Annotated in this window: 28 protein-coding genes; 14 read left to right on the top strand and 14 right to left on the bottom strand. The window is 60.7% G+C overall.

Annotation, left to right across the window (positions count from 1 at the left end):
- Positions 1-37: 37 nt before the first annotated feature.
- The 5 genes from PRI8871_RS02080 to PRI8871_RS02060 all read right to left on the bottom strand — a co-directional run bounded on the left by PRI8871_RS02080 (position 38) and on the right by PRI8871_RS02060 (position 3,537).
- Complete coding sequence (locus PRI8871_RS02080; RefSeq protein WP_108885178.1) at positions 38-763, bottom strand: DUF4344 domain-containing metallopeptidase; 726 nt, start codon at positions 761-763, stop codon at positions 38-40.
- A gap of 123 nt (positions 764-886) precedes the next feature.
- A complete protein-coding gene (locus tag PRI8871_RS02075; protein WP_108884516.1) occupies positions 887-1,915 on the bottom strand; it encodes a MaoC family dehydratase in 1,029 nt (342 codons plus the stop codon).
- Positions 1,916-1,917: 2 nt separating this feature from the next.
- The gene (locus tag PRI8871_RS02070; RefSeq protein WP_108884515.1) at positions 1,918-2,121 is read right to left on the bottom strand and encodes a DUF1737 domain-containing protein; all 204 of its coding nucleotides are present in this window, start codon (positions 2,119-2,121) and stop codon (positions 1,918-1,920) included.
- A gap of 3 nt (positions 2,122-2,124) precedes the next feature.
- Positions 2,125-2,673 (bottom strand): NnrU family protein, encoded by a 549-nt coding sequence (locus PRI8871_RS02065; protein WP_108884514.1) that lies wholly within the window; start codon positions 2,671-2,673, stop codon positions 2,125-2,127.
- Positions 2,674-2,679: 6 nt separating this feature from the next.
- Positions 2,680-3,537: an HpcH/HpaI aldolase/citrate lyase family protein gene (locus PRI8871_RS02060; protein ID WP_108884513.1), complete on the bottom strand. Its 858-nt coding sequence runs from the start codon at positions 3,535-3,537 to the stop codon at positions 2,680-2,682.
- A gap of 240 nt (positions 3,538-3,777) precedes the next feature.
- On the opposite strand from PRI8871_RS02060, the gene PRI8871_RS02055 reads away from it, so the two are divergent.
- A complete protein-coding gene (locus PRI8871_RS02055; protein WP_108884512.1) occupies positions 3,778-4,092 on the top strand; it encodes a hypothetical protein in 315 nt (104 codons plus the stop codon).
- Here the strand turns inward: PRI8871_RS02055 and PRI8871_RS02050 are convergent.
- The gene (locus PRI8871_RS02050; protein ID WP_245897748.1) at positions 4,089-4,853 is read right to left on the bottom strand and encodes a sulfite exporter TauE/SafE family protein; all 765 of its coding nucleotides are present in this window, start codon (positions 4,851-4,853) and stop codon (positions 4,089-4,091) included. The two genes, PRI8871_RS02055 and PRI8871_RS02050, sit on opposite strands and share 4 nt — an antisense overlap.
- A gap of 145 nt (positions 4,854-4,998) precedes the next feature.
- Between PRI8871_RS02050 and mdh the strand changes: the two genes are divergently transcribed.
- From mdh to lpdA, 9 genes are all read left to right on the top strand, one after another.
- A complete protein-coding gene (gene mdh, locus PRI8871_RS02045; protein WP_108884510.1) occupies positions 4,999-5,961 on the top strand; it encodes a malate dehydrogenase in 963 nt (320 codons plus the stop codon).
- Positions 5,962-6,358: 397 nt separating this feature from the next.
- Positions 6,359-7,552 (top strand): ADP-forming succinate--CoA ligase subunit beta, encoded by a 1,194-nt coding sequence (gene sucC, locus PRI8871_RS02040; RefSeq protein ID WP_108884509.1) that lies wholly within the window; start codon positions 6,359-6,361, stop codon positions 7,550-7,552.
- A gap of 4 nt (positions 7,553-7,556) precedes the next feature.
- The gene (sucD, locus tag PRI8871_RS02035; RefSeq protein ID WP_108884508.1) at positions 7,557-8,444 is read left to right on the top strand and encodes a succinate--CoA ligase subunit alpha; all 888 of its coding nucleotides are present in this window, start codon (positions 7,557-7,559) and stop codon (positions 8,442-8,444) included.
- A 149-nt stretch (positions 8,445-8,593) separates the two neighbouring features.
- On the top strand, positions 8,594-8,893 hold the full coding sequence (locus PRI8871_RS02030) for a hypothetical protein (RefSeq protein ID WP_108884507.1): 300 nt from the start codon (positions 8,594-8,596) through the stop codon (positions 8,891-8,893).
- A 29-nt stretch (positions 8,894-8,922) separates the two neighbouring features.
- Positions 8,923-11,889, top strand: coding sequence for a 2-oxoglutarate dehydrogenase E1 component (locus PRI8871_RS02025; RefSeq protein WP_108884506.1), 2,967 nt, complete (start codon positions 8,923-8,925; stop codon positions 11,887-11,889).
- Between the two features lie 5 nt (positions 11,890-11,894).
- The gene (gene odhB / locus PRI8871_RS02020; RefSeq protein ID WP_108884505.1) at positions 11,895-13,400 is read left to right on the top strand and encodes a 2-oxoglutarate dehydrogenase complex dihydrolipoyllysine-residue succinyltransferase; all 1,506 of its coding nucleotides are present in this window, start codon (positions 11,895-11,897) and stop codon (positions 13,398-13,400) included.
- 182 nt (positions 13,401-13,582) lie between these two features.
- Positions 13,583-14,542: a glycosyltransferase family 2 protein gene (locus tag PRI8871_RS02015; RefSeq protein WP_108884504.1), complete on the top strand. Its 960-nt coding sequence runs from the start codon at positions 13,583-13,585 to the stop codon at positions 14,540-14,542.
- Positions 14,539-14,928, top strand: coding sequence for an MAPEG family protein (locus PRI8871_RS02010; RefSeq protein WP_108884503.1), 390 nt, complete (start codon positions 14,539-14,541; stop codon positions 14,926-14,928). The genes PRI8871_RS02015 and PRI8871_RS02010 overlap by 4 nt, the downstream gene beginning before the upstream one ends.
- 111 nt (positions 14,929-15,039) lie before the next feature.
- A complete protein-coding gene (gene lpdA, locus PRI8871_RS02005; protein ID WP_108884502.1) occupies positions 15,040-16,434 on the top strand; it encodes a dihydrolipoyl dehydrogenase in 1,395 nt (464 codons plus the stop codon).
- A gap of 104 nt (positions 16,435-16,538) precedes the next feature.
- Here the strand turns inward: lpdA and PRI8871_RS02000 are convergent, their stop codons facing one another.
- From PRI8871_RS02000 to PRI8871_RS01980, 5 genes are all read right to left on the bottom strand, one after another.
- Positions 16,539-17,372 (bottom strand): intradiol ring-cleavage dioxygenase, encoded by an 834-nt coding sequence (locus PRI8871_RS02000; protein ID WP_108884501.1) that lies wholly within the window; start codon positions 17,370-17,372, stop codon positions 16,539-16,541.
- Positions 17,373-17,462: 90 nt separating this feature from the next.
- Positions 17,463-18,065, bottom strand: a complete 603-nt coding sequence (locus PRI8871_RS01995; protein WP_108884500.1) for an MSMEG_1061 family FMN-dependent PPOX-type flavoprotein — start codon at positions 18,063-18,065, stop codon at positions 17,463-17,465.
- Complete coding sequence (locus tag PRI8871_RS01990) at positions 18,043-18,786, bottom strand: lysophospholipid acyltransferase family protein (protein WP_108884499.1); 744 nt, start codon at positions 18,784-18,786, stop codon at positions 18,043-18,045. Before PRI8871_RS01990 ends, PRI8871_RS01995 begins: the two co-directional genes overlap by 23 nt.
- Positions 18,786-19,691 carry a cell division protein FtsX gene (locus tag PRI8871_RS01985; RefSeq protein ID WP_108884498.1) on the bottom strand — a complete coding sequence of 302 codons (906 nt, stop codon included), beginning with the start codon at positions 19,689-19,691 and terminating at the stop codon, positions 18,786-18,788. Before PRI8871_RS01985 ends, PRI8871_RS01990 begins: the two co-directional genes overlap by 1 nt.
- The gene (locus tag PRI8871_RS01980) at positions 19,688-20,365 is read right to left on the bottom strand and encodes a cell division ATP-binding protein FtsE (RefSeq protein WP_108885177.1); all 678 of its coding nucleotides are present in this window, start codon (positions 20,363-20,365) and stop codon (positions 19,688-19,690) included. Before PRI8871_RS01980 ends, PRI8871_RS01985 begins: the two co-directional genes overlap by 4 nt.
- Positions 20,366-20,526: 161 nt before the next feature.
- Between PRI8871_RS01980 and PRI8871_RS01975 the strand changes: the two genes are divergently transcribed.
- A complete protein-coding gene (locus PRI8871_RS01975) occupies positions 20,527-21,369 on the top strand; it encodes a zinc-ribbon domain-containing protein (RefSeq protein WP_108884497.1) in 843 nt (280 codons plus the stop codon).
- Here PRI8871_RS01975 and PRI8871_RS01970 read toward each other — a convergent pair.
- From PRI8871_RS01970 to PRI8871_RS01960, 3 genes are read right to left on the bottom strand one after another with little or no spacing between them, the layout of a single operon-like run.
- Entirely contained in the window at positions 21,366-22,748 is a 1,383-nt protein-coding gene (locus PRI8871_RS01970; RefSeq protein ID WP_108884496.1) for a sensor histidine kinase, read from the bottom strand. The genes PRI8871_RS01975 and PRI8871_RS01970 overlap by 4 nt on opposite strands.
- 17 nt (positions 22,749-22,765) lie before the next feature.
- Complete coding sequence (locus PRI8871_RS01965) at positions 22,766-24,181, bottom strand: dihydrolipoyl dehydrogenase family protein (protein ID WP_108884495.1); 1,416 nt, start codon at positions 24,179-24,181, stop codon at positions 22,766-22,768.
- Between the two features lie 2 nt (positions 24,182-24,183).
- Positions 24,184-24,906, bottom strand: coding sequence for a TVP38/TMEM64 family protein (locus tag PRI8871_RS01960; protein WP_108884494.1), 723 nt, complete (start codon positions 24,904-24,906; stop codon positions 24,184-24,186).
- 288 nt (positions 24,907-25,194) lie between these two features.
- On the opposite strand from PRI8871_RS01960, the gene rpmH reads away from it, so the two are divergent.
- The 3 genes from rpmH to yidD are packed head-to-tail and all read left to right on the top strand — an operon-like array spanning position 25,195 to position 25,989.
- Positions 25,195-25,329, top strand: coding sequence for a 50S ribosomal protein L34 (rpmH, locus tag PRI8871_RS01955; RefSeq protein ID WP_005980833.1), 135 nt, complete (start codon positions 25,195-25,197; stop codon positions 25,327-25,329).
- A gap of 25 nt (positions 25,330-25,354) precedes the next feature.
- Positions 25,355-25,768 (top strand): ribonuclease P protein component, encoded by a 414-nt coding sequence (rnpA, locus tag PRI8871_RS01950; RefSeq protein WP_108884493.1) that lies wholly within the window; start codon positions 25,355-25,357, stop codon positions 25,766-25,768.
- Positions 25,765-25,989, top strand: coding sequence for a membrane protein insertion efficiency factor YidD (gene yidD / locus PRI8871_RS01945; protein ID WP_108884492.1), 225 nt, complete (start codon positions 25,765-25,767; stop codon positions 25,987-25,989). The genes rnpA and yidD overlap by 4 nt, the downstream gene beginning before the upstream one ends.
- The last annotated feature ends 1 nt before the right edge of the window (position 25,990 follow it).

Below are 25,990 nucleotides of genomic sequence, written 5' to 3'. Positions count from 1 at the left end.
CAGCGTTTATGCCCCGATTCAGCGACTCGCGCGTGGGTTAATCGGCCCAATCACGATACAGCTGCCGCAAGTACGGCTCAAACTCCTCGCAAATTGTGATCGCAAGGCGGCTCGGATCGTAGAAGGCGTTCGGCTCATCACAGGTATCCGTCTCAACCAGCAGGGCCTGCGGCCAGTGGAATTGCGCGTTCAGCGCCTCAACCTCGGCCCCGATGACCCCCGCGCTATAGGTCGCCCCCGCTGCGGCCTCAAATCCCAGAAGGCTGCCGTTTTCAGTGGCCAACTCATCCCAGATCGGCCCCCAGCTTTCATTGGCCAGATCGAATTCTTCTTCGCAGGTCTCTGCCCGCTCCTCGGGCAGATCCATGTCCTCGGCGAAATCGGCCCGGCCTTCGGGGTCCGCGCCATAGAACAGGCAGACGGTGTTGAAGAACCGCTGCTGGTCTGGCCCGTGCACATCCCAAAAGGCCACATCCTCGGCTTCACTCTGCTCCATCGCTTCGGCGGCAAATCCGAATGAGGCATCATAGGCCAGATCCAGCGCGCTTTCGGCATCCCAAAGCACATCGATCAACAGAATAGAGGCCACGTCTGCCGCATCTTCTTCCTGCCCGAACACCGGCAGGGCCAGCACGTCGATCATCGCGTGGCCCAATTCATGATAGAAGATGCTCAGAAGGTTTGCGTCAACAAAGGCGTCTTCTGCCTCATCCGCATGGACGGGCGCCGCCAGCATTGCCGCTAAGATCAGCCAATGTTTCATAGGCCCATTTGCGGCAAGATCGGACCATTTCGCAAGCGTTTTGAATTTCACGGCCCGAGCGCCCCGCATCAGCGGGGCACGAGGTATCAAGCGTGCGGGGCCGCTGCCCCGCACTCAATTGGATCACATTGGCATCAAGGCCCAGTAGTCGAGGTCCAGCAGAACGTTGGGGTCGTATTTGCCGTTCTCGCCCTTCAGGACAAACGGCTCGCCGCCCTTGGTGGCCACCAGACGCAGGCGGATCGCCCCCACGCCCGGCGCGCCGGTTTCGGCTTTGTCCAGAACCTCGGTCCAGCATTTCACCGTATCGCCCGCAAAGCACGGGTTGGCATGGGCACCGCCGTTCAGGCCCACGATCATCTGCGCATTGGCGAGGCCGTTAAAGCTGAGCGCGCGCGCCATCGAGATGACATGCCCGCCATAGATCAGGCGGCCATCGGGGCGGAAGGTCAGGTCGAAATGCACCTTGGCGGTGTTCTGCCACAGGCGCGTCGCGATCATGTGTTCCGCTTCTTCGATGGTCACACCGTCCACATGGTCGATGGTCTCGCCCACCTCATAATCTCCCCAGCGGTGCGGCTCACCCGCGAGGGTGAAATCGTAGTTGCTGAAATCCAGCCCTTCGGGGATCACCAGATCTTCGACCGACAGAACCTGTTTCAGATCAGGTACCACCGCCTCAGGCGCGGGGGCGTCGATATTGTTCTTCCGCACCATCACCCAGCGCACATATTCCATCACGACTTCGTCGTTCTGATTGATGCCCTTGATGCGCACATAAACAACGCCGGTTTTGCCGTTGGAGTTCTGCTTGAGACCGATCACTTCGGACGTCGAGCGCAGCGTATCGCCCGCATAGACCGGCTTCAGCCAACGCCCCTCGGCATAGCCAAGGTTGGCGACGGCGTTCAGCGACACATCCGGCACGGTCTTGCCGAACACCACGTGGAAGGCGGCCAGATCGTCGATGGGCGAGGCCGGCAGGCCCGAGGCCCGCGCAAACTCGTCAGAGGAATAGAGCGCATGGCGGGCGGGATAGAGCGCATGATACAGCGCCCGCTCTCCGCCCGAGACCGTTCTAGGCACGGCATGGTCGATCACTTGACCGACGGTGTAATCTTCAAAGAACCGGCCCGGATTGGTCTTGGCCATGGTTAGAGTACTCCTAGTTTGGTCTCCGGCGTATATTCGCCCTCGGCGTCTTTCACGACGGCCTGACCGCAGCGCATCACACCATTGGCGGCGTCAAACGCATAGGACGGGCTGCCATGCAGTTCCCAGCCTTTGTTCAGGGCTTCGGTGACCTTGTGACAGAAGGCCGACGTGTCGTCGGCGGTGAGAAAACGATAGGCTTTCATGGCTTACCCCGGAAATGGCGACGGCCCGATCAGGCCGTGGATGAACCCGATCACACCCAACAGGACGATCGAGGCGACAAAGAACATCGCGTCCTTAGAAATCGAGCCTTTCGGGCCGGGTGTCCAGTTCGGCTCGGCTGCGTTGATGATCTTGACCGAGGCAATCGCCCAAGCCCACAGACCGCCCCACAGGATGATCGAGGCCAGATCGCCATTCACCAACAGGTGCGCCAGACACCACAGGCCGAAGCCGGCAAGCATCGGGTGGCGCATTTTGTAAAACAAAGCGCCCTTCTTGGGCCCGGGGCTGGTCAGGTAGAGCGCGATCACCATCAACGTGTTGTTGATGTGGACCATGAAAGAAGGCGGCGACCAAACAAAGATCTCTCCGACAGAGCGATAGCCGAAGATCATCAGCAGGATGGACACCGCCAGCGCAAGCGCGACGATTCCCTTGCCCTTGTCACCCATCGCCGCGCGGCGTTCGGGCATCAAGCGTTTGCAAAGATGTGCTGCGGCCCACAGGGCCACGCCAAGGACAAGAAGAATCATGGGAACTTACTCCGCTGAGAGGGACTGGATTGCCTCCGACTTTGCCAGAATCTCTCGTGCGGTGACAACGTGTAGGTTTTCGACGATTTTCCCATCGACAACGGCCACGCCCTGCCCTTCGGCCTCGGCGGCCTCGAACGCGGCGATCTGGCGGCGGGCCAGGTCAACTTCGGCATCGGTCGGGGCATAGGCGGCGTTCGCCACATCAACCTGCGCCGGATGGATCAGCGTTTTACCGTCCATGCCCAGATCACGACCCTGATCGCATTCGGCTTTCAGGCCCTCGTCATCCTTAAATGCGTTATAGACGCCATCGACGATAACGATACCCTCGGCCTTGGCGGCCAGCAGGCACAACTGAAGCGAGGTCATCATCGGCAGACGGTCCGCGCGGAAGCGGCATTGCAGTTCTTTGGCCAGATCGTTGGTGCCCATCACAAAGCCCGCCATGCGCGGATGCGCGGCGATGGCGGCGGCATTCATGATGCCGCGCGGGGTCTCCATCATCGCCCAGATCGGTTTGTCGCCAATCAACGCGGCCAGCGCATCAAGCTGCGCGGTGCTTTCGACCTTGGGCAGCAGAACGGCGTCGCAATCCATCTCGGCGGCGGCTTTGGCGTCGGCCTCGCCCCATTCGGTATCAAGACCGTTGATGCGCACCAAGCGCACACGGTTGCCATAGCCGCCAGCGGCCAGCGCCGCCTTCAAGGTTTCACGCGCGGCGGGCTTTTCATCGACGGCAACCGCATCTTCAAGGTCAAAGATGATCGCATCCACGGCCAGCGTCTTGGCCTTTTCCAAGGCCCGCTCTTTCGAACCGGGGATATAGAGAACCGAGCGATAGGGGCGCGCGCGCATGTCCATGTGAGTCTCTCCGAGTAATAATGTTGCGCAGAGAGGGGCATTTTTGCCCGAAAACTTCAAGCCCAAATTTGCCGCAACGCAGAAAAAACCTATGGGGCATTACGGTAAATGCCGCGTTAACCATTTTTCAGCATTTGATCCGGCATCCTTCTTGCACCTCAGGCGGGTATGACGCTGCGGCAACTTTAGCGCCGCAGCCACCATCCGCGCCCATGGGCGCCACCAGTGAAGGGTGAAGACATGACATTTGCGAAACCCGGCGCGATCATCGCCACCTGCGCCCTTGTCGGCACGCCAGTGGAGGCCACCGCCGATACCACCAATTGCGCCGACCGGGCGCAGGTTGTGGAACGATTGGCCCAAACCTACGGGGAAACGCGGCGTTCGATTGGGCTTGGCCATGACAATTCGATGATGGAGGTGTTCGCCTCTGACATCACCGGCAGTTGGACGATCACCGTCACGCAGCCCGATGGAATGACCTGTCTTGTGGCCAGCGGACAATCGTATGAGGCGATGGCCAAAACCGCCGCAACCATGGACATGGACGCCTAGGTCAGCCCATCGAACATCAGTTTGGCCCCTGTCGCCAACAGCAACACATAGGTCAGCACAAAGAACCACCGTTCGGGCATCAGAAAATGCGCCCTAACGCCGATCCAAGTGCCAGCAATGGCCACAGGCGCCAGCAGGGCAATGTCTGCAACCGCGCTTAGGGAAAATAGGCCCAAGCCCGCGTAAAAGCCCAATTTCAACAGGTTGATTGCGAAGAACACGATCACCGTCGTCGCCTGATAGGTGGTCTTATCCAGCTTTTGACGTAACAGATACACCGCTGTCACCGGCCCGCCTGCATGACTGATGAAACTGGTAAACCCCGCCACAGCGCCCGCCAGAACACCAACCCAAACAGGCCAGGGCTTGTCCTCCCGTTGCGCCCGGCGCGGCCAAAGTTGGTAGGCGACGAAGGCAATGCTGATCCCGCCGATCAGCAGCCGCACCACATCCGGCGAAGCCCGGCTAAGCAGCGCCGCGCCGATCACAATTCCCGGCACCGACGCCAAGATCAAAATGACCGCATCGCGATTGCTCCAACGCTTCCAATAGGGTCGCAGGCTGGTCAGATCCATCACGATCAAAAGCGGCAACATCAGACCCAATGCTGCGGCGGGCGGAAGCACCAAAGCCAGAATCGTCACCGACACGAATGATGCGCCAGACCCGAAGCCACCCTTCGAAATCCCCGCAATCAGCACCGCTGGAACGGCCGCCAATAAGAAAGTGACGTTATCAAGCACCGCGTCCGCCTTCCGCAAAACACTGGGATTGTTGCATTTTTCTAACCGTTAGCGCCGGACTGCACAAAAATTCCGCGTTCTGCCGCAGTGCGGCACTCTTGCGCCAATCGCTTCAAAGGCTTACCCCATGCGCCAGTTTCATCACGGACCGGAGAGAAATTCCATGGCCAGACCCAAGATTGCCCTGATCGGCGCGGGAAACATCGGTGGCACCCTTGCCCACCTAGCCGCCATCAAAGAACTCGGCGACGTTGTTCTGTTCGACATCGCAGAAGGCCTGCCTGAAGGCAAAGCCCTCGACATCGCAGAATCCGGCCCGTCTGAAGGCTTTGATGCGAAGATGAAGGGCACCCAGTCCTATGAGGACATCGCGGGCGCCGACGTCTGCATCGTCACCGCCGGTGTTGCCCGTAAGCCGGGCATGAGCCGCGACGACCTTCTGGGCATCAACCTGAAGGTTATGAAGTCGGTTGGCGAAGGCATCGCAGCACACGCACCCGACGCATTCGTGATCTGCATCACCAACCCGCTGGACGCGATGGTTTGGGCGCTGCAAAAGTTCTCGGGCCTGCCGACCAACAAGGTCTGCGGCATGGCTGGCGTTCTGGACTCGGCGCGCTTCCGTCACTTCCTGGCCGAAGAATTCAACGTATCGATGCGTGACGTCACCGCCTTCGTTCTGGGCGGCCACGGCGACACCATGGTGCCGTCGGTTCGTTACTCGACCGTTGCCGGTATCCCGCTGCCCGACCTGATCGAAATGGGTTGGACCACGCAAGAGAAACTGGACGCAATGGTTCAGCGCACCCGTGACGGTGGCGCAGAAATCGTTGGCCTGCTGAAGACCGGTTCGGCCTATTACGCTCCGGCGACCTCGGCGATCGAAATGGCCGAAGCCTATCTGAAAGACCAAAAGCGCGTTCTGCCCTGCGCAGCGTATTGCGACGGCGAAATCGGCGTGAACGACATGTATGTTGGCGTTCCGACCGTGATCGGCGCTGGCGGTGTCGAAAAGGTTGTGAACATCAAGCTCAACAAAGAAGAGCAGGAAATGTTCGACAAGTCGGTCGACGCTGTGAAGGGTCTGGTCGAGGCGTGCAAAGCCATCGACGGCTCGCTGGCATAAGCCACGGCACCAGGTTTCGGAAAGGGCTCGGATCTCCGGGCCCTTTTCATTTTAGCGCCCCGGCGGGGATGGGCTTATCCCCGCAGCGTTTTGCGACCGCAGGTCAGATTGGCCGAAATTGCTACTCTGAAAGGCATGTTTGCCTGTGGAAACTCCAAGCTGTGGTCCGGCAGCCAAAATCGGAATCCAATGGCTGCCATAGGCTTGACGCGAAACGAATCGGTTATCGCAAACGGATGCCAAAGCGAAAGGCGCTTGTGATCACACCAAAAAATTCTGTGATCACAAATGACGAAATACCCGTAAAATTAAGACCGTCAGTCAAAAATTCGTTTAACAGTGATTAGTATGCCTGTCATACCCAACGCAATCGCAGCAAAACGGGACGGTTTATCCAATGAACATCCACGAATATCAGGCGAAAGCCCTGCTGCGCAGCTACGGCGCTCCGGTGTCCGATGGCCGCGTGGTCCTCAAGGCAGAAGATGCCAAGTCCGCCGCAGGGGAACTGGACGGCCCGCTTTGGGTGGTCAAGGCCCAGATCCACGCAGGTGGTCGCGGCAAGGGCACGTTCAAGGAAGCCGACGCCGGTGAAAAAGGCGGTGTCCGTCTTGCCAAGTCGGTTGAAGAAGCCGCCGCAGAAGCCAAGAAGATGCTGGGCCGCACGCTGGTCACGCATCAGACCGGTCCGGCAGGCAAGCAGGTCAACCGCATCTACATCGAAGACGGTTCGGACATTGAACGCGAACTGTATCTGGCCCTTCTGGTCGATCGTCAGTCGTCGCGCATTTCGTTCGTTTGTTCGACCGAAGGCGGCATGGACATCGAAGAAGTCGCCGCTTCGACCCCGGAAAAGATCCTGTCGTTCTCGGTTGATCCGGCAACGGGTTACCAGGCCTACCATGGCCGCCGCATCGCATTTGCGCTGGGTCTGGAAGGCGCAGCCGTCAAGCAGTGCGTCAAGCTGATGGGCATCCTCTACAAAGCCTTCACCGAGAAGGACATGGAGATGCTGGAAATCAACCCGCTGATCGTCATGCCCGGCAACGAGCTGAAGGTTCTGGACGCCAAGCTGGGCTTTGATGGCAACGCCATGTATCGTCAGGCAGACGTCGCCGAACTGCGCGACGAGACCGAGGAAGACCCCAAGGAACTGGCCGCATCGAAGTATGACCTGAACTACATCGCTCTGGACGGTGAAATCGGTTGTATGGTGAACGGCGCAGGTCTGGCGATGGCCACCATGGACATCATCAAGCTGTACGGCGCTGAGCCGGCAAACTTCCTCGATGTTGGTGGCGGCGCCACCAAAGAGAAAGTGACTGAAGCCTTCAAGATCATCACCTCGGACCCGAACGTCAAAGGCATCCTGGTGAACATCTTCGGCGGCATCATGCGCTGCGACGTGATCGCAGAGGGCGTGGTTTCGGCTGTCAAAGAAGTCGGCTTGCAGGTTCCGCTGGTTGTGCGCCTTGAAGGCACCAACGTGGAAAAAGGCAAAGAGATCATCAACACCTCTGGCCTGAACGTCATCGCCGCTGACAACCTCAGCGACGGCGCCGAGAAAATCGTGAAAGCTGTGAAGGGCTAAGACAATGGCAGTTCTTATCGACGAAAACACCAAAGTCATCTGTCAGGGCTTCACCGGCTCGCAGGGTACCTTCCACTCGGAACAGGCAATCGCATACGGCACCAAAATGGTTGGCGGTGTGACCCCCGGCAAGGGCGGTCAGACGCACCTGAGCCTGCCCGTGTTCAACTCGGTTCACGAAGCCAAGGCCGTGACCGAAGCCAACGCCTCGGTGATCTATGTTCCGCCGCCCTTCGCGGCTGACTCGATCCTCGAAGCGATCGACGCGGAAATGGAACTGATCGTTTGCATCACCGAAGGCATCCCGGTGCTGGACATGATGAAGGTCAAGCGCGCCCTCGAAGGTTCGACCAGCCGTCTGATCGGCCCGAACTGCCCCGGCGTGATCACCCCTGATGCGTGCAAGATCGGCATTATGCCGGGCCACATCCACAAGCGTGGGTCGGTTGGCGTTGTGTCGCGTTCGGGCACCCTGACCTATGAGGCGGTCAAGCAGACCTCGGACATCGGTCTGGGCCAGTCGACTGCTGTCGGTATTGGCGGTGACCCGATCAAAGGCACCGAACACATCGACGTTTTGGACATGTTCCTTGACGATGATGAAACTCAGTCGATCATCATGATCGGTGAAATCGGTGGTTCGGCAGAAGAAGAAGCCGCCGAGTTCCTGAAAGAACAGAAGAAGAAAGGCCGCTGGAAGCCGACCGCAGGTTTCATCGCTGGCCGCACCGCCCCTCCGGGACGTCGCATGGGCCACGCTGGCGCGATCGTTGCTGGCGGCAAAGGCGGCGCCGAGGACAAGATTGAAGCCATGAAGTCGGCTGGCATCGTTGTTGCAGACAGCCCCGCCACACTGGGCGAGGCCGTTCTGAAGGCAATCGAACTGGGCTAATACGGGCTGGCCGCAAGGCCCCGCAAGGCAAGACATGGCGATGGCCGGGCGAAAGCCCGGCCCTAGCCGCACCAGAAGCCTCGCGATAGGCACCCTGTCTGGGTCTCTCTCCTGACGCTTCGACGCCAAATGGTGAAAAGGACAAGTTGATGTTTACGTGGTCGGCCAAGATCACCGTCATTGCCGGGCTATCCCTGCTGACCGCTTGTGGCGGAACGCAGAAGGTCTATTTTGCCCAATCCGGCAATCAATGGTCCGAAATCACCAAGTCTGAATTTGACCAACGTGTGCAGAACGGCGCGCAAATCGCGCCCGCCTATGCCTATGGTGTCAGCCGCGCCACCACCAATCTTACGACCGCACCGACGGCTGACGATCTTGCATCGCAGTCCCGATGCACCCAGCCCGCAGGCCCGCAGCATCCCGCTGCGATGCCCTGCACTTTCTAAGCCTCCCCCCGCAAACCCGAGGTGCTATAATGAACGACCAAAGCCCAAACGACCTCTTCCATGCTTCCAGCTTTATGCAGGGGCACAACGCGGAATATCTCGAACAGATGTATGCCCGCTATGCATCGGACCCGAACGCGGTTGATGCAGCATGGCAGGAATTCTTCCGCCAGCTGGGTGACGACGAAGTCAGCGTCAAACAAGAGGCAGAGGGCCCGTCGTGGCTGCGCCGTGACTGGCCGCCGGTTCCGAGCGATGAGCTGACCTCGGCCCTGACGGGGGAATGGGCAGAGCCGGTCAAGGAAACCAAAGCTGCCGGTCAGAAGATCAAGGAAAAGGCCGCCGAAAAAGGCGTGACCGTTTCCGATGAGGTGATCCAACGCGCTGTTCTGGATTCGATCCGGGCGCTGATGATCATTCGCGCTTACCGCATCCGTGGCCACCTGGCCGCCGATCTGGACCCGCTGGGTCTGCATGGCCGCGAACCGCACCCCGAACTGGACCCCAAAGCCTATGGCTTTACCGAGGCCGATATGGATCGTCCGATCTTTATCGACAACGTTCTGGGCCTTCAGATCGCCACGCTGCGCCAGATCATCGACATCGTAAAGCGCACCTATTGCGGCACCTTCGCGCTTCAGTACATGCACATCTCGGACCCCGAGCAAGCGGCATGGCTGAAAGAGCGGATCGAAGGCTACGGCAAGGAAATCAGCTTCACCCGTGAGGGTCGCCGCGCCATCCTGAACAAGATGGTTGAGGCCGAGGGCTTCGAAAAATTCTTGCACGTCAAGTACATGGGCACCAAGCGTTTTGGTCTGGACGGCGGCGAAAGCCTGATCCCGGCGATGGAACAGATCATCAAGCGCGGCGGGGCGCTGGGTGTGAAGGAAATCGCCGTTGGCATGCCGCACCGTGGCCGCCTGAACGTTCTGGCCAACGTGATGGGCAAGCCCTATCGCGCCATCTTCAACGAATTCCAGGGCGGCAGCTTTAAGCCCGAGGATGTCGATGGATCGGGCGACGTGAAGTACCACCTTGGTGCATCGTCGGACCGCGAATTTGACGGCAACAAGGTTCACCTGTCGCTGACGGCCAACCCGTCGCACCTAGAAGCGGTAAACCCGGTTGTTCTGGGCAAGGTCCGCGCCAAGCAGGACCAGATGAACGACGCAGAACGCCGCGCCGTACTGCCGATCCTGCTGCACGGTGACGCGGCATTCGCCGGTCAGGGCATCGTGGCCGAATGTTTTGCGCTGTCGGGCCTGCGCGGGCACCGCACCGGCGGCACCATCCACATCGTTGTGAACAACCAGATCGGGTTCACCACGGCACCGCACTTCTCGCGGTCGTCGCCCTACCCGACCGACAACGCCCTTGTGGTGGAAGCGCCGATTTTCCACGTCAACGGGGATGACCCCGAGGCCGTGGTTCACGCCGCAAAAGTCGCGACCGAGTTCCGCCAGAAGTTCGGCAAGGACGCGGTCATCGACATCTTCTGCTATCGCCGCTTCGGTCACAACGAAGGCGACGAGCCCATGTTCACCAACCCGATCATGTACAACCAGATCAAGGGCCACAAAACGACCCTGTCGCTGTACACAGAACGTCTGGTGCAAGATGGCCTGATCCCGGAAGGCGAAATCGAAGACATGAAGGCCGCCTTCCAGGCGCACCTGAACGAAGAATTCGAATCCGGCAAAGCCTATAAACCGAACAAAGCCGACTGGCTGGATGGCCGTTGGAGCCATCTGGACCGCCAGAAGCAGGGCAAGTACCAGCGCGGCAAAACCTCGATCAGCGACAAGACGCTGACGGAAATCGGCTCGGCTCTGGCAACCGCGCCGGATGGTTTCCCGATCCACAAGACGGTTGGCCGCCTTCTGGATAACCGCAAGCAGATGTTTGAAACCGGTCAAGGTTTCGATTGGGCGACCGCCGAAGCCATGGCGTTCGGCTCGCTGCTGACCGAAGGCTATCCGGTTCGTCTGGCAGGTCAGGATTCAACACGCGGCACCTTCTCGCAGCGTCACTCGGGCCTGATCGATCAAAATACGGAAGAGCGTTACTATCCGCTGAACAACATCCGCGAGGGTCAGGCACGTTATGAAGTCATCGACTCGGCGCTGTCGGAATACGCGGTGCTGGGCTTCGAATATGGCTACTCGCTGGCGGAACCGAACGCGCTGACCCTATGGGAAGCCCAGTTCGGCGACTTCGCCAACGGCGCGCAAATCATGTTCGACCAGTTCATCAGCTCGGGCGAAAGCAAGTGGCTGCGGATGTCCGGCCTTGTCTGCCTTCTGCCGCACGGCTTTGAAGGTCAGGGCCCGGAACACTCCTCGGCGCGTCTTGAGCGGTTCTTGCAGATGTGCGGTCAGGACAACTGGATCGTGGCCAACTGCTCGACCCCGGCGAACTATTTCCACATCCTGCGCCGTCAGCTGCACCGCAGCTTCCGCAAGCCGCTTGTTCTGATGACGCCGAAATCGCTGCTGCGTCACAAGCTGTGTATCTCGGATGTTGAAGATTTCACCGCTGGGTCGTCCTTCCACCGCGTGTTGTGGGACGATGCCGAAAAGGGCCATTCGGACACCAAGCTGAAGCCCGATGCAGAGATCAAGCGCGTCGTGATGTGCTCGGGCAAGGTTTACTATGACCTGCTGGAAGAACGTGACGCACGCGGTATCGACGACATTTACCTGCTGCGCGTCGAACAGTTCTACCCGTTCCCGGCCCTGTCGGTCGTGAAGGAACTGGAGCGCTTTAGTCAGGCCGAAATGGTCTGGTGTCAGGAAGAGCCGAAGAACCAAGGTGCCTGGACCTTCATCGAACCCAACATCGAATGGGTTCTGGGCCGCATCAAAGCGAAACACACCCGTCCGGTCTATGTGGGCCGGGCGACCTCGGCCTCGCCCGCGACGGGTCTGGCCAGCCAACACAAAGCACAGCAAGAGGCGCTCGTGAACGAAGCGCTGACAATCGAAGGGAACTGAGACCAATGACGACCGAAGTACGCGTCCCCACCCTTGGCGAATCCGTCACCGAAGCCACCGTCGCAACATGGTTCAAAAAGCCCGGCGATGCCGTCGCGGTTGACGAAATGCTGTGTGAGCTGGAAACCGACAAAGTGACCGTCGAAGTGCCGTCGCCCGCCGCTGGTACGCTGGCCGACATCATCGCCGCCGAAGGTGACACCGTTGGCGTCGATGCCCTGCTGGCCACCATCGCCGAAGGCGCAAGCGCAGCCGCGCCTGCCCCTGCCGCCGCCCCTGCCGCAGCGCCCGCTGCTGCCCCGGCTGCCGCTGCCAAATCGGTTGACGTGATGGTTCCGACCTTGGGTGAATCGGTGACTGAAGCCACCGTTTCGACCTGGTTCAAAAAGGTTGGCGATGCCGTCGCGCAGGACGAAATGCTGTGCGAGCTGGAAACCGACAAGGTATCGGTCGAAGTGCCCGCGCCCGCCGCTGGCATCCTGACCGAGATCATCGCCAAGGAAGGCGATACCGTTGATGCGACCGCCAAGCTGGCGATCCTCAGCGCTGGCGAAGGTGCTGTTGCTGCCGCTCCGGCGGCTGCCCCGGCCCCTGCTGCCGCTGCTGCACCTGCCGCTGGCAAAGACATCAAGGACGGCCCCGCCGCTGAAAAAGCCATGGCAGAAGCCGGCCTTAGCCGCGACGCCGTGACCGGTACGGGCCGCGATGGCCGCGCCACCAAGACCGACGTTGCTGCCGCTGTCGCTGCTGCCAAGGCCGCCCCTGCGCCCGTTGCCGCAGCGCCGCGCGCCCCTGTGGCCGCCGATGACGCCGCCCGCGAAGAACGCGTGAAGATGACCCGTCTGCGCCAGACCATCGCCAAGCGTCTGAAGGATGCCCAGAACACCGCCGCGATCCTGACCACCTACAACGAGGTGGACATGACCGAGGTGATGGCCCTGCGCAACCAGTACAAAGACCAGTTCGAAAAGAAGCACGGCGTGCGTCTGGGCTTTATGTCGTTCTTCACCAAGGCCTGCTGCCACGCGCTGAAAGAAGTGCCGGAAGTGAACGCCGAAATCGACGGCACCGACATCGTCTACAAGAACTTCGTCCACATGGGCGTGGCCGCTGGCACCCCGCAGGGTCTGGTGGTTCCGGTCATCCGTGATACGGATCAGATGTCCTTCGCCGAGATCGAGAAAGCCATTTCGGAAAAAGGCCGCCGCGCCCGTGACGGCAAGCTGTCGATGGCCGAAATGCAGGGCGGCACATTCACCATTTCCAACGGTGGTGTGTATGGCTCGCTGATGTCCTCGCCGATCCTGAACCCCCCGCAGTCGGGTATCCTCGGCATGCACAAGATCCAGGACCGCCCGATGGTCATCAATGGCGAAATCAAGATCCGCCCGATGATGTACCTTGCCCTGTCCTACGATCACCGCATCGTCGACGGCAAAGGCGCCGTGACCTTCCTGGTCCGCGTCAAGGAAGCGCTGGAAGATCCGCGCCGCCTGCTGATGGATCTGTAATCGGTTCAGGCGGGGCTTCGGCCCCGCCTTTTCCAAAGGCTACGCCCCATGTGCGCCCACATTTGAATACCGCAACGTGCCCCTGTCTGGGGCCAGCACCAAACAGGACGTCGCGAACGAACGCCACCGGACATGACGATGATTTCCCGCATATCCCGCGCGCGTGTCGCCAGAGGCCTCCTATGACCATCGCCCTCGCCTCATGTATGCGCAACGAAGGGATCTTCGTGTTGGAGTGGCTGGCCTATCATCTGGGGCTAGGCTTTGACCGCGTCATCGTGGTGACCAATGATTGCACCGACGGGTCGGACGATCTGCTGGATGCGCTTCAGGCCGAGGGTCTGATCACCCATATCCGCCAGACCGTACCGGCAGGAACGCCCGCGCAGGATGCTGGCATGGATCATGTGCTGCGCCTGTGCCGCGACGACGGCATTGGCCACGTGTTGCACATCGACAGCGATGAATTTCTGTACCTGAACGACAGCTTGAACGACTTGCTTGCGCGCACCCGCGATGCCGATTGCGTGCCAATCCCGTGGCGGGCCTTTGGCGACAGCGGCGTGGCCCATTGGTCCCCCGGTGACATGGTGATCGAACGCAACACCCGCGCCGAACGCGCCCCTGTCCCCGGCGAAACCAAGTTCAAATGCCTGTTCAAAGCGGCCAGCTTTGCCCGTGCCACGGATCACAACCCGCTGGAACCGCTGGTTGACGCACCGCGCGTGATGTCGCCGGATGGGGCCGAGCTTTATAACCACACGCTTTATCATCCGAAATCGGCACGGTTTCGTCCGCATCACCCGGCGGCACGGGCCAAATCGGCGCAGATCTATCACTATGCCGTTCGGTCGGCCGATTGCTTCTTGATGAAGAACGACCGGGGCGATGGGCAGGGCAAATCGGACAGCAAATACCATCTGGGCAGCCATTGGTATCGCGCGGCAAACCGCAATGACGTGACGGTCACGCGCCTGTCCAGTCAGGCCGGTGCCGTGCTGCGCCGGATGACCGATTGGCGGATGATCCCCGCGATTGCCAAGGCCGAGGCCACTTGCCACGATTGGTTCACAGCCCGGCGCGCGGCGCTGCTGACGCCCGAGCGGATTGAGGCATGGACCGTCGCAGGAGGCGCCAGATGACACCTGAACTGACCGCCCTGACCTTGGCCGCCTTGCTGCAAGTTCTGCAATTCATCGCCTATTCGATCACCGCCCGGCGACAGGTCGGCACGCGCTATGCCCTGTCTCCTCGGGATGAACCGCGCGAGTTGACGGGCACCGCAGGCCGGTTGCAACGCGCGATGAACAACCATTTCGAAGGGCTGATCCTGTTCGGCATTGCCGTCATGGTCATCACCTATTCCGATCAGGGCAACGGGCTGACGGCGCTTTGCTCGGCGCTCTATCTGGTGGCGCGGGTGCTTTATGTTCCGGCCTATGTCTTTGGCTGGTCGCCGTGGCGCAGTTACATCTGGATCGTCGGTCTGTTGGCCACGGTCATCATGTTGGGGGCCGCTTTGATATGACCGCGCGTCCCTGTTTCGCATTCCAATCTAATGATACCCTGTCAGGGCACTTTGGCCGTTGGCCATGCGGGGCAAAGCCCCAGTCCCTGCAACAACAAAAGGACCAATCAAATGGCACAATATGACGTCATCGTGATCGGGGCAGGCCCCGGCGGCTATGTGGCAGCCATCCGCTGCGCCCAGCTGGGCCTGAAAACGGCCTGCGTTGAAGGGCGTGAAACCCTTGGCGGCACCTGCCTGAACGTCGGCTGTATCCCGTCCAAGGCGCTGCTGCACGCAACCCACAGCCTGCACGAGGCCGAGCATAACTTTGGCACCATGGGCCTGAAGGTCAAAGCACCGACCGTCGATTGGACGCAGATGCAGACCTACAAACAGGACGTCATCGACGGCAACACCAAGGGCATCGAATTCCTGTTCAAAAAGAACAAGATCGACTGGCTGAAAGGCTGGGGCTCGATCCCTGAGGCCGGTAAGGTCAAGGTTGGCGACGAAGTGCACGAAGCCAAGAACATCATCATCGCATCGGGGTCTGAGCCGTCGTCGGTGCCGGGTGCCGATGTGACCATCGACGAAAAAGTCGTCGTGACCTCGACCGGCGCACTGAGCCTGCCGAAGATCCCAAAGAAGATGGTTGTCATCGGCGCAGGCGTGATCGGTCTGGAAATGGGTTCGGTCTATAAACGTCTGGGCGTGGATGTGACGGTGATCGAATATCTCGATTTCATCACGCCGGGCATGGATGGCGAAGTTCAGAAGCAATTCCTGAAGCTGCTGAAAAAGCAGGGCTTGGAATTCGTTCTGGGCGCGGCCGTGTCGAAGGTCGAAGCCTCCAAGACCAAGGCCAAAGTCACCTACACCAACCGCAAAGACAACAGCGAAGCCACTGTGGAAGCCGATGTCGTGCTGGTCGCCACAGGCCGCAAGCCCTATACTGACGGTCTGGGCCTTGAGGCGCTTGGCGTCGAAATGACCCCGCGCGGCCAGATCAAGACCGATGGCCACTGGCGCACCAACGTGCCGGGCATCTATGCCATTGGCGACGCGATCGAAGGCCCGATGCTGGCCCACAAAGCCGAAGACGAAGGCATGGCCGCCGCCGAAGTGATCGCTGGCAAGCATGGCCACGTGAACTATGACGTGATCCCCGGCGTGATCTACACCGCGCCCGAGGTTGCCTCGGTCGGAGCCACCGAAGACCAGCTAAAAGCCGAAGGCCGCGCCTACAAAGTCGGCAAGTTCAGCTTTATGGGCAACGCCCGCGCCAAGGCCGTGTTTCAGGGCGATGGTTTCGTCAAACTGCTGGCCGACAAGGAAACCGACCGCGTGCTGGGTTGCCACATCATCGGGCCGGGCGCTGGCGATCTGATCCACGAGATCTGCGTTGCGATGGAATTCGGTGCATCTGCGGAAGACGTGGCGCTGACCTGCCACGCGCACCCGACCTTCTCGGAAGCTGTGCGCGAAGCGGCGCTGGCCTGCGGCGACGGCGCGATTCACATGTGAGCTTCGGCGCTGCCGCAACGGCGGCGCTGGTTTTGAGTATTTATGAGAAAGATGAAAGGGCGCGGCGCAGGCTGCGCCCTTTTTGCTGGCTTGGGCGTTGTTGGTCAGGCGTCTTTGCCGGGGATATAGACCGCTGCTTGGCCAGAGGTCGCACCGCTTGCGCCGCTTGGGGGCGGGCCAGCGGGTCGGTCGCCCATCGGCGGCATCATGGACTGGGTTGACGTGGCGGTGTCATCCACGCCGACCACCAATGCCGCATCGTAATAGCCATATTGTTCGCGGATCGCCGCATAGCCACCCTCGCCCACTTGTTTGGCAATGCCGTCATTGGCGTTGGTCGTGTCGCGATTGGCGGTGCGTTCGTTATAGGGGGCGGTGTTCTGGAACAGGTATTCGCTTAGCGCATCGGGGAAGAAGATCTGGCTGGTCAGCACCGTGCGCTCATCCAGAAAGACCTTGTAGTGGATATGCGTGGTGCGGCCGCGATACCAGCCGGGGTAGATCGTGGTGAATGCGGCAATGCCGCTGTCGTCTGTCATCAGCGTGCCGCGCAGGAAGGTTTCGCCGCTGGTGTCATTGGTGCCGTCGCTGCCTTGGCTTTTGTAGCCCGAATAATTGCCCAGCGCATCGCAGTGCCAGATATCGACGCGTGCGCCGGGGATCGGCGTGCAATCGGCACTGACGACCTGAAGCTGCATTTTTAGCGGGATGCCGGGTTTGCCTTCGGTGATATCGGCGCGGACCAGTTCGGGGTCAAAGTAATAGGGGCCTTCGGTCACTTCGGGCAGGACCATGCAGACGTTGGGGCTTATCAGGCCAGCGGTTGCGGCCTCAGAGCGGGCGGCGCTGGGAAATGCGCCGATGCCTGCGGCCACCACGGGCGAGGCGGCAAAGCCGGCCAGAAGGCTGCGGCGGTTCAAGTTTGCGGAGCGGATCATGAGGAGATGTCCTGTTTTGCTGCGGTTCACAGGATAGAACGCAGCGCCACGCCCGCATGGTCGGTGCATCGTTGCACAAGCGATGTGCGCTCACCAAAGGCGCGGGATCGCCTTTTCTTCATAGGTGGCGTCATACTCTGGGCCGCCCATGTCGCCCTTGGTCATCTCGGCCAGGATATCGCCCATGGTTGGGACGGTGGCCGCGTCATCGCGAATCCAGAGGCCCGAGCGCATGACCGCTTTGGCGCATTGGGAATAGACCTCGGACACCTCGACCACCAAGACAAGCGTTGGCAATTGGCCCTTGTGTTCGAAGCTGCGGCGCAAGTCTTCGTCGGTGGTCAGATAGGCCGTGCCGTTGACGCGAACCGTGGTTTTGCTGCCCGGCACCATAAACAACAGGGCGATACGGGGATCGGCCACGATATCGCGCAGCGCATCAAGGCGATTGTTACCCTTCCAGTCGGGCATCAGCAGCGTGCGGCTGTCCTGAATGCGCACCACCGGGCCGTCATCGCCGCGCGGCGTGCCGTGGACGCCGTTCGGTCCGACCGTGCTGAGGATGCAGAACCGCGCGCCTTCGATCCATTTGCCATACATCGGTGTGATGTGATGGGCGACCTTGCTGATCGAGGCCGGGACCGGGTCCGAATAAAGGGCGGTCAGCGCCTCAAGTGTTTGAATCTTTGTCATAAAATCCACCCTCATGCAGAAGCGCCTCAGAGGCAGTTTCGACCTCGTCTTCCAATTTGGCCAGGAAGTCTTCGTGGGATAGGCCCGCTGGGATGCGCGGCAGGAATTCCACAACCGCAAGACCGGGCTTTCGGTAGATCCCTTTGCGCGGCCAGAACAGGCCAACATTGGTGGCCACAGGCACGCAGTCTTGTCCAAGCTGCGAATAGAGCGCGGCGGCGCCCACTTTATAGGGTTTCTTTACGCCGGGCAGGACGCGGGTGCCTTGCGGGTAGATGATCAGCTGGCCGGGCTGGGCCGCGCCTGCTTTGACATCTGCCAGCATTTTTTGAATGGCTGCGCCGCGCTTGCCGCGGTCGACAGCAACACAGCCCATCTTGATCGCGTATTGGCCAAGAACCGGCGCCCAAAGCAGTTCCTTTTTCATGATGAACTTGCCGGACGGAACCGCGCCGAAAATCATGATGATATCGAGAAAGGACTGGTGCTTGGAGGCGACCATGACCTCATCCCTGGGGGGCGTGCCGCGCACTTCGGTTTTCAGGCCAACCATCCATCCGGCGGACCAGCAGACGTATTTGCAATAGGTCCGCCCCGCCTGCACTGCGCCATTGCGCGAAAGCAAGGCCCACGGCAGAAATGCAATCCCCATCAACAGCATCATCACATACATCTGGACAATGAAGACCACCGACCGCAGCCACTGAATTGCATATCTCATTAGCGCAGCGCCCCCAGAACGCGTTTTGCAGCCATCTGTGTTGCGGCAAAGGCCACGGCTCCGGTCAATGGCGGGATCAGCATCGGCCAGATCCAGTGCGATCCGCGGAAGCCAATGCCAGTAAGAAAGCCTTCGGTCTCGCCAGTGCTGGGCAGGATCAGGATGGCCAGCATCCCGACAACCGTACCGATGCCCGCCCCAGCCAAGGCCCGCAGGGTGAAGCGGCGCACAAAGGCCGCCGCGATATAGTCATCCTTGGCGCCGACCAACCGCAGCACGGCGATCACCTGCGCATTGGCTGCCAGCGCCGCATTGGCAGCAAGTGTCACCATGGCGGCCATGGTCCCGCCAATCAGCAGGATCGACATCCAGCCCAAAAGCCGCAGCCGGGCCGCAGCGGACACCAGCGGTTTGCGCCAGCGGGTGTGGTCATCCAGAACCGCGCCCGGCACCTCGGCACTGAGGCGCAGGCGCAGGCCCGCGCTGTCATAGCCATCACCGGTTTCAACGATATCAATCAGTTGCGGGATCGGCAGGTTCGCCACCGGCAGATCAGGACCAAACCATGGTTCCAGCAGGGCCTGTTGTTCCTCAGCGCTCAGGGCGCGGGCTTCAGCCACGCCGGGCGTGGTTTGCAGAACGCGCAGCGCGATTGCCGTCTGTTCGGCCATCTGTTCGGCAGGGGCGGATATGCGCACGGTGGAGGTGCGGGCCAATTCATTGCCCCATTGACGCGCCAGACGCCCAGACGCCAGCGCCAAGGCCAGCGCGAACACCGCCAGAAGCGCCATTGCCGCGGCTGTGAACACAGTCAGACGCGCAGTGAACCCGGTCGGCGGCACCACCCGGTCAGACGACCCATGGGCGGTGAAAACGGCTAGGACATTGCTGATCACGTTTTTCACAGATCCGCCCCCGCCAATTGCAACCGGCGGTTCGAAATGCGCAGCACCCGCGCCTGCACCTGGCTTTTGGCGGCGCGGATCAAGGCCAGATCGTGGGTGGCAATCATCACCGTCTTGCCCATCTTGTTCAGCTCGACCAACAGGCGCAGCAGGCGTTGCGACATTTCCCAATCGACGTTGCCTGTCGGTTCATCCGCCAAGATCACATCGGGCGACATAATCAGCGCGCGCGCCAAGGCAGCCCGCTGACGCTCCCCGCCCGAGAGTTCCGGCGGAAGGGCGTTGGCGCGGTTGTTCAGGCCAACCCAAGCCATCAATTCCTTGAGGTTGGATTGCTGGGCAATGCTGTCCTGGCCCGATACCGTAAGCGGCAGGGCAATGTTTTCAGCCACGGGCAGATGGTCCAGAAACTGGCAATCTTGGTGCACAACCCCCACACGGCGGCGCACCAAGGCAATGGCGTCGCGATCCAGATCGCGCACATCGCGGTTAAACAGGCGGGCATAGCCCGAGGTCGGCACCAAGGCACCGTAGCACAGTTTTAGAAAGGTCGTTTTGCCCGCGCCGGATGGGCCGGTCAGGAAGTGGAACGATCCGGGGGCCAGTTTTAGCGATATGTCGGACAGCAATTCGCCGCCGCCATAACTATAGGCCACATTTTCAAGCTCGATCACTGGTACGTCCATCCGGCAAATTAAAGGCGCCTTTGTTGTGCCTGAGCATCGTCAAGGTTTCAATGCGTCACCCTTTGATACATTGGACTTTTCCGCACTGGGTCATATCCTTATGGTAAACCACAGGCTCACAGGCGGCCTGACCTAGAACGAGGACGAGCATGCGGCTGATTTGCCCCAATTGCGACGCACAATACGAAGTGCCTTTGGATGTGATTCCAACGGCAGGGCGGGACGTGCAATGCTCGAACTGCGGTCACACATGGTATCAGTACCACCCCGACCACATGCCCGAAGCAATCCCAGCGGATCTTGAGCTTGAGGCGAGTGAGGTCGCGCCAGACCCTGCCCCTGTAACAGAGCCTGAGCCAGAGCCGGTTGCACCCACGCCGCCCCCCGCGCCTCAGCCGCGCAAACCTGTGCCCGCCCCGCCGGTCGCCCCGGCCCGGCGCGCGCTTGATCCCGAAGTGGCCGATGTGTTGCGCGAAGAGGCCGAGCGTGAAGCCCGTGTTCGCGCCGCAGAACGGGACCGTCTGGAAAGCCAACCCGACCTTGGCCTTGATGAGCCGAAGTCGAAACCGCGCCGCCCTGCTCCGCCCCCGCCCGTTGAGGATGAGCCCGAAGATCTGGATCCACCTGCCGTGCCTGAGCCGCCCAAAGGCGCGTCTCGGCGGGATCTGCTGCCCGATATCGAGGAGATTAACTCGACCCTGCGCACGGCGACCGAACAGCGCGAAATCGAACGCGACCAAGAGGCGCAGGCCGAATTGGCCGAACCCCAAAGCGGGTTTGGCAAAGGGCTTCGCGCGGCGGTCTTGTTGTTCCTGATCGGCTTTGCCGTCTATGTGTTTGCCCCGCATATCGTCGATGCGGTGCCACAGGCGGAACCCTTCCTAACCTCATACACCAGTGCGATCGATGGGGCCCGGATCTGGCTAGAGACCCAGTTTCAAGGGGCCTTGGGCGCGCTTGACGGCATGAGTTCGGAAAGCAGCGGAAGCTAGCGTAGCGCACTCATGGGCAGGCGCATTTCAAACTCGGTTCCGCCCTCGTCCGATCGGATCAGCTTAAGCGTACCACCATGGCCGCGCACCAGTTCGGCAACGATGGCCAGACCAAGCCCCGTGCCGCCTTTGCGCACCCCGCCTTGGAAGGCTTGGAACAGATGTTCGCGTGCTTTGGCGGGCAGGCCCGGCCCTGTATCGTGCACTCGGATCACCCAAGCATCATCGGTTGTTACGCCCTGAACGCTGATCTCACCGGGTTGGCCGGTGCCCGCGATGGCCTGCCGCGCATTCCGCACCAGATTGCTGACCGCGCGGTATAGCTGCTCAGGATCGCCCCGGATCATCATTGTCGCGGGGATATCTTCGGACAGGCTGATGTCATCGTCACCAACGGCCAACCGCTCGCCGTCAAGCACGTCTGACACCAACCCCGCCAGATTGAACAAGGTCAGTTTCGGCGCGGGTTCTTCGGCCCGGCCAAAAGCCAGCGTGTTTTCACAAAGCGACACCGCCCGAGAGATCGAGTTCACCAGTTTTGGCGCAAGCCGACGGACGGCAGGGTCTTCGGACATTTCGATCCGGTCGGTGAACAGTTGCGCACTGGTCAGGATGTTCCGCAAATCATGGCTGACCTTGGCCACCGCCCCGCCAAGCTGGGCCAGCCGTTCCTTTTGCTTGAGTGCCTGCGTCAGCTGGGTCTGCATGGATTGCAGCGCGTCCTCGGCCTCTCGCAGTTCGGAAATGCTGGCCTGCGGGGTGATGATCCGGCGGGCATCTTCCGGGGCGGCGGCATAGTTCTGCATATGCGCGACAACGCCCTTGATCGGTTTGACCAGCAACCGCTGCACCGCAAAGAACAGCAGCCCCGCCGTGATGATCGAGATCACCGCCGACAACAGCAAAATCCGCACGCCGTAGTCGATCATCGCCATGCGCAGCGGTTCGGTTTCCATGGTGACTTCGATCAGCGACCCGGCCTGCCGGAAAGGATAGCCGATCACCCGGATCACCCGCGGCGTCGGGTCGACCAAGCAGGCCAAGGCATCGCGCATCAGGCCAATCGCGGTCGCGTCACGCAGATCGAAGGACGTATAGACCGGCGTTGGCATCGGGGCCGATAGCACCAGTTGCCGGGCCTCGTCCCGGCGCAGCACCACGTTAAACACGCCCGCGTTTTGCAGCAGCTCTTCCTCAAGGTCGGGGCTGATCATGTCATCGGCCAGCAAGGCCAGCGATGCAATCTGCGCCCGTTCCAGACGGGCGAGCAGGTAATCCTCGCGGAACCGCGCGACCGACGGGACAAAGATCAACACCTCGGCCAGCATCACGAACACCGTCGTGAGGATCAGAAATCGGCCAGAGAGCGAGGTCAACATAAGCAGTCGTACAGTCCTTACGGCAGCCAGCGCTGCACGAATCGCACGATAGCCTTGACGAGGTCAGACTCAAACAGTCGCGGTGAAAAATAAGTGCCCGCCGCGCGTTTGTTCAGCTCGGCTATGGTGGGGTACGGCGCGACCATGCTGGCCACTTGCGACAGTTTCATGTTGTTGGCGATGACCATCGACCATAGCGCGATCAGCTCGCCCGCCTGATGGCCGACGATGGATACGCCCACGGGCCGCCCCTTAACCACCATCAGCTTGATAAACCCGTCGGTGCGGCGTTCGGTTATCGCCCGATCATTGTGCAATAGGGCCGATTTGATGACTTCGACGGTCTCGTATTTTTCCTTCGCCTGCGCTTCGGTCAGGCCGACCTGCGCCAATTCGGGTTCGGTGTAGGTACAATAGGGGATGTGGTCCGTCTTGGCCTTGGCTGGCAGCCCAAACAAAGCCGAGCGCACAACCACCCCTGCCTGATACCCGGCCACATGGGTAAACTGCATACCGCCGGTCACATCACCGATGGCATAGACCCTGCGGTTGGAGGTCTTGAGCGCGGCATCCACTTTGATATTTGTCGCGCTGGCCTTGATCCCGGCCTTATCCAGATCAAGCCGGGCCAGATTGGCCTTGCGCCCGACCGCCAGCATCAGATGACTGCCCCGGAACAAACGGCCATCCTTGGCGCGCACCTCAATCAGGTCGCCATCTTTGCGCACCTCTTCGGCCGTCGCGCCTTCGGCGATGGTGATCCCTTCGTTGCGCAGCGCGTCGACCACCACACGAGTCAGATCGGGGTCATCCTGAGGCAAGGCGCGGCCCGCCTCAATCACCGTGACGGCAGAGCCAAGCCGCCGGTGCGCCTGCGCCATTTCCAGACCGATCGGCCCGCCTCCGACAATCAACAGATGCCGCGGCGGTGTCCGCTGAGCCCAAACCGTCTCATTGGTCACATAGGGCACTGTCTCCAGCCCCGGAATGGGCGGAACAACCGGCGATGACCCGGTGGCGATCACGATGCGCCGCGCCCGGATACGATACCGACCGGCCACCACGTCGCGCGGGCCAACGAACCGGCCATATTCACGGATGACCCGCACGCCAAGCCCTTCAAACCGGTCCTGGCTATCGACCGGCGCAATCTGCGCAATGACATCGGCAACGTGATCCATAGCCGCGCCATAGTCGATCTCGGGCCGGTCGCACTGAATTCCGAATTTGTCTCCGACAGTTGCGGTATGGGCAATCTTGCCGCTTGCCAGAAGCGCCTTTGACGGAACGCAGCCATAGTTCAGGCAATCGCCGCCCATCTTCCCGCCTTCCAGCAGAATGACCTTGGCCCCCATCTGCACCGCTCCGGCGGCAACAGACAGACCGCCCGACCCGGCACCAATCACCAACAGATCGGTCTTGAGCCTCTCCATGCTCATTCCCCTTTGCCTCCTCGGATGGCCTTAAGCACCATAGGCAGCGCCGCAAATGCGCACAGCCCAAGCAATGGCCAAAAAATCTGCGGCTCGAAAATCAGTCCAAGATCAGGGGTTCCACCCTGTTCAAACACCTGACCCAACCCCGCGCCGACTGAGGTATAGATGATACCGCCGGGGATAATTCCAAGGAAGGTTGTGACCACAAACCGATAAAGCGGCACCCCAACCAGGGCCGGAACAATATTTGCCACGAAAAACGGCACCGCTGGCATCAAACGTATCAGAAAAAGCATCGACCACTGATTCGCGTCGATCCCCTGCTTGATCCGGTGAATGGCCCCGTCCGAAGCCTCCATCCGCGCGGCCAACCGCTGACCAAGGCCCCATTTGGCGGCCATAAAGATCCCCGTCGCGCCAATCGTGGCGGCCACCACATTGAACAGCGCGCCCGGAAAGGTCGCAAAAAGAAACCCGCCTGTTAGGGTGGCTACGGTTGCGCCGGGCAAGGAAAACGCCACGATTGCGATATAGGCCAGCATGAACAGGCCAACCGACGGCCAATAATGGGCATCGCGAAAGGCCAGCAGCACCTCGCGGTGTTGGCGCAGCGCCTCAAAGCCCAACTGATCGCGCAACAGAACACCGCCAAGGACCGCCGCGGCGCCAATGGCGAACATGGGCAGCAGGCGCAGAATGCGGCGCGGCTGGGGTACGGACATGCGCAATTTCCTTTCGTCAGGCATCAAAGACTTGCTACCATACTTGGGCGCAGGGACCAGATTGGACATCCCAGGCTCACGCGGCAGTGATTTTTGGTGACAGCAAACCCATGATTTTACGGCGTTTGTGTCAAGAAAACCGGTCTTACTACGGTGAAGCCAAGGAAATGTTGCATTCTATGCCCCCCAGCGTTTGACTTATTTGGCAAACGCTCCTATAGCACGGGCTTCGAACGCATCCGACCTCGCGAATCCGCGTCGTCGGGCCCGACTGACGGAGAATACGCGATGAAACGCACGTACCAACCTTCGAACCTGGTTCGCAAGCGCCGCCACGGCTTCCGTGCGCGTATGGCAACCAAAGCTGGCCGCAAGATCCTGAACGCGCGCCGCGCCCGTGGCCGCAAGTCGCTGAGCGCGTAAGCCTTAGCCTTAGGTTCGCATCAAGATGACACCGCCGGAGGCCCCCGTACCGCAATCGGGGAACGCGCCCCCGGCGGTTTCTTCATGTTCGCCGTCCGGTGGGCTGGCCATTTTGCGCAATCGGTCGGATTTTCTGGCCGCTGCGCGGGCGCGTCGGCAAGGCACCAAAAGCATGATGGTGCAGGCCCGGTTCCGCGATGATGGCGATGAGGCGATTCGCGTCGGGTTCACCTGTTCCAAGAAAGTCGGCAATGCCGTCGCCCGCAATCGCGCCAAGCGCCGGTTGCGCGAAACGGCGCGTTTGGTTCTGCCATCGCTTGGCAAGCCGGGGTATGACTACGTGCTGATTGGCCGGGCCGAGGAAACCTCCGCGCGGCCCTTCCTCGATCTGCAAGGCGATCTGCGCTACGCCCTGCGAAAACTGCACAGCCCGGCATGACCCCCGCCGCCTATATCCTGTCTTTGCCGGTGCGCGCCTATCGGCTGCTTTTGTCGCCATGGGTCGGCAATGGCTGCCGGTTTCATCCCACCTGTTCGGCCTACGCCATGGAAGCATTGGAGAAACACGGCGCGATCAAGGGCGGATATCTGGCCGCCCGGCGCATTCTGCGCTGCCATCCTTGGGGCGGGTCGGGCGTGGACAATGTGCCGCCGAAGTAGG

It is taken from the genome of Pseudoprimorskyibacter insulae (assembly GCF_900302505.1).
GTDB lineage: Bacteria > Pseudomonadota > Alphaproteobacteria > Rhodobacterales > Rhodobacteraceae > Pseudoprimorskyibacter > Pseudoprimorskyibacter insulae.
This window is presented reverse-complemented; position numbering and strand designations above follow the sequence as displayed.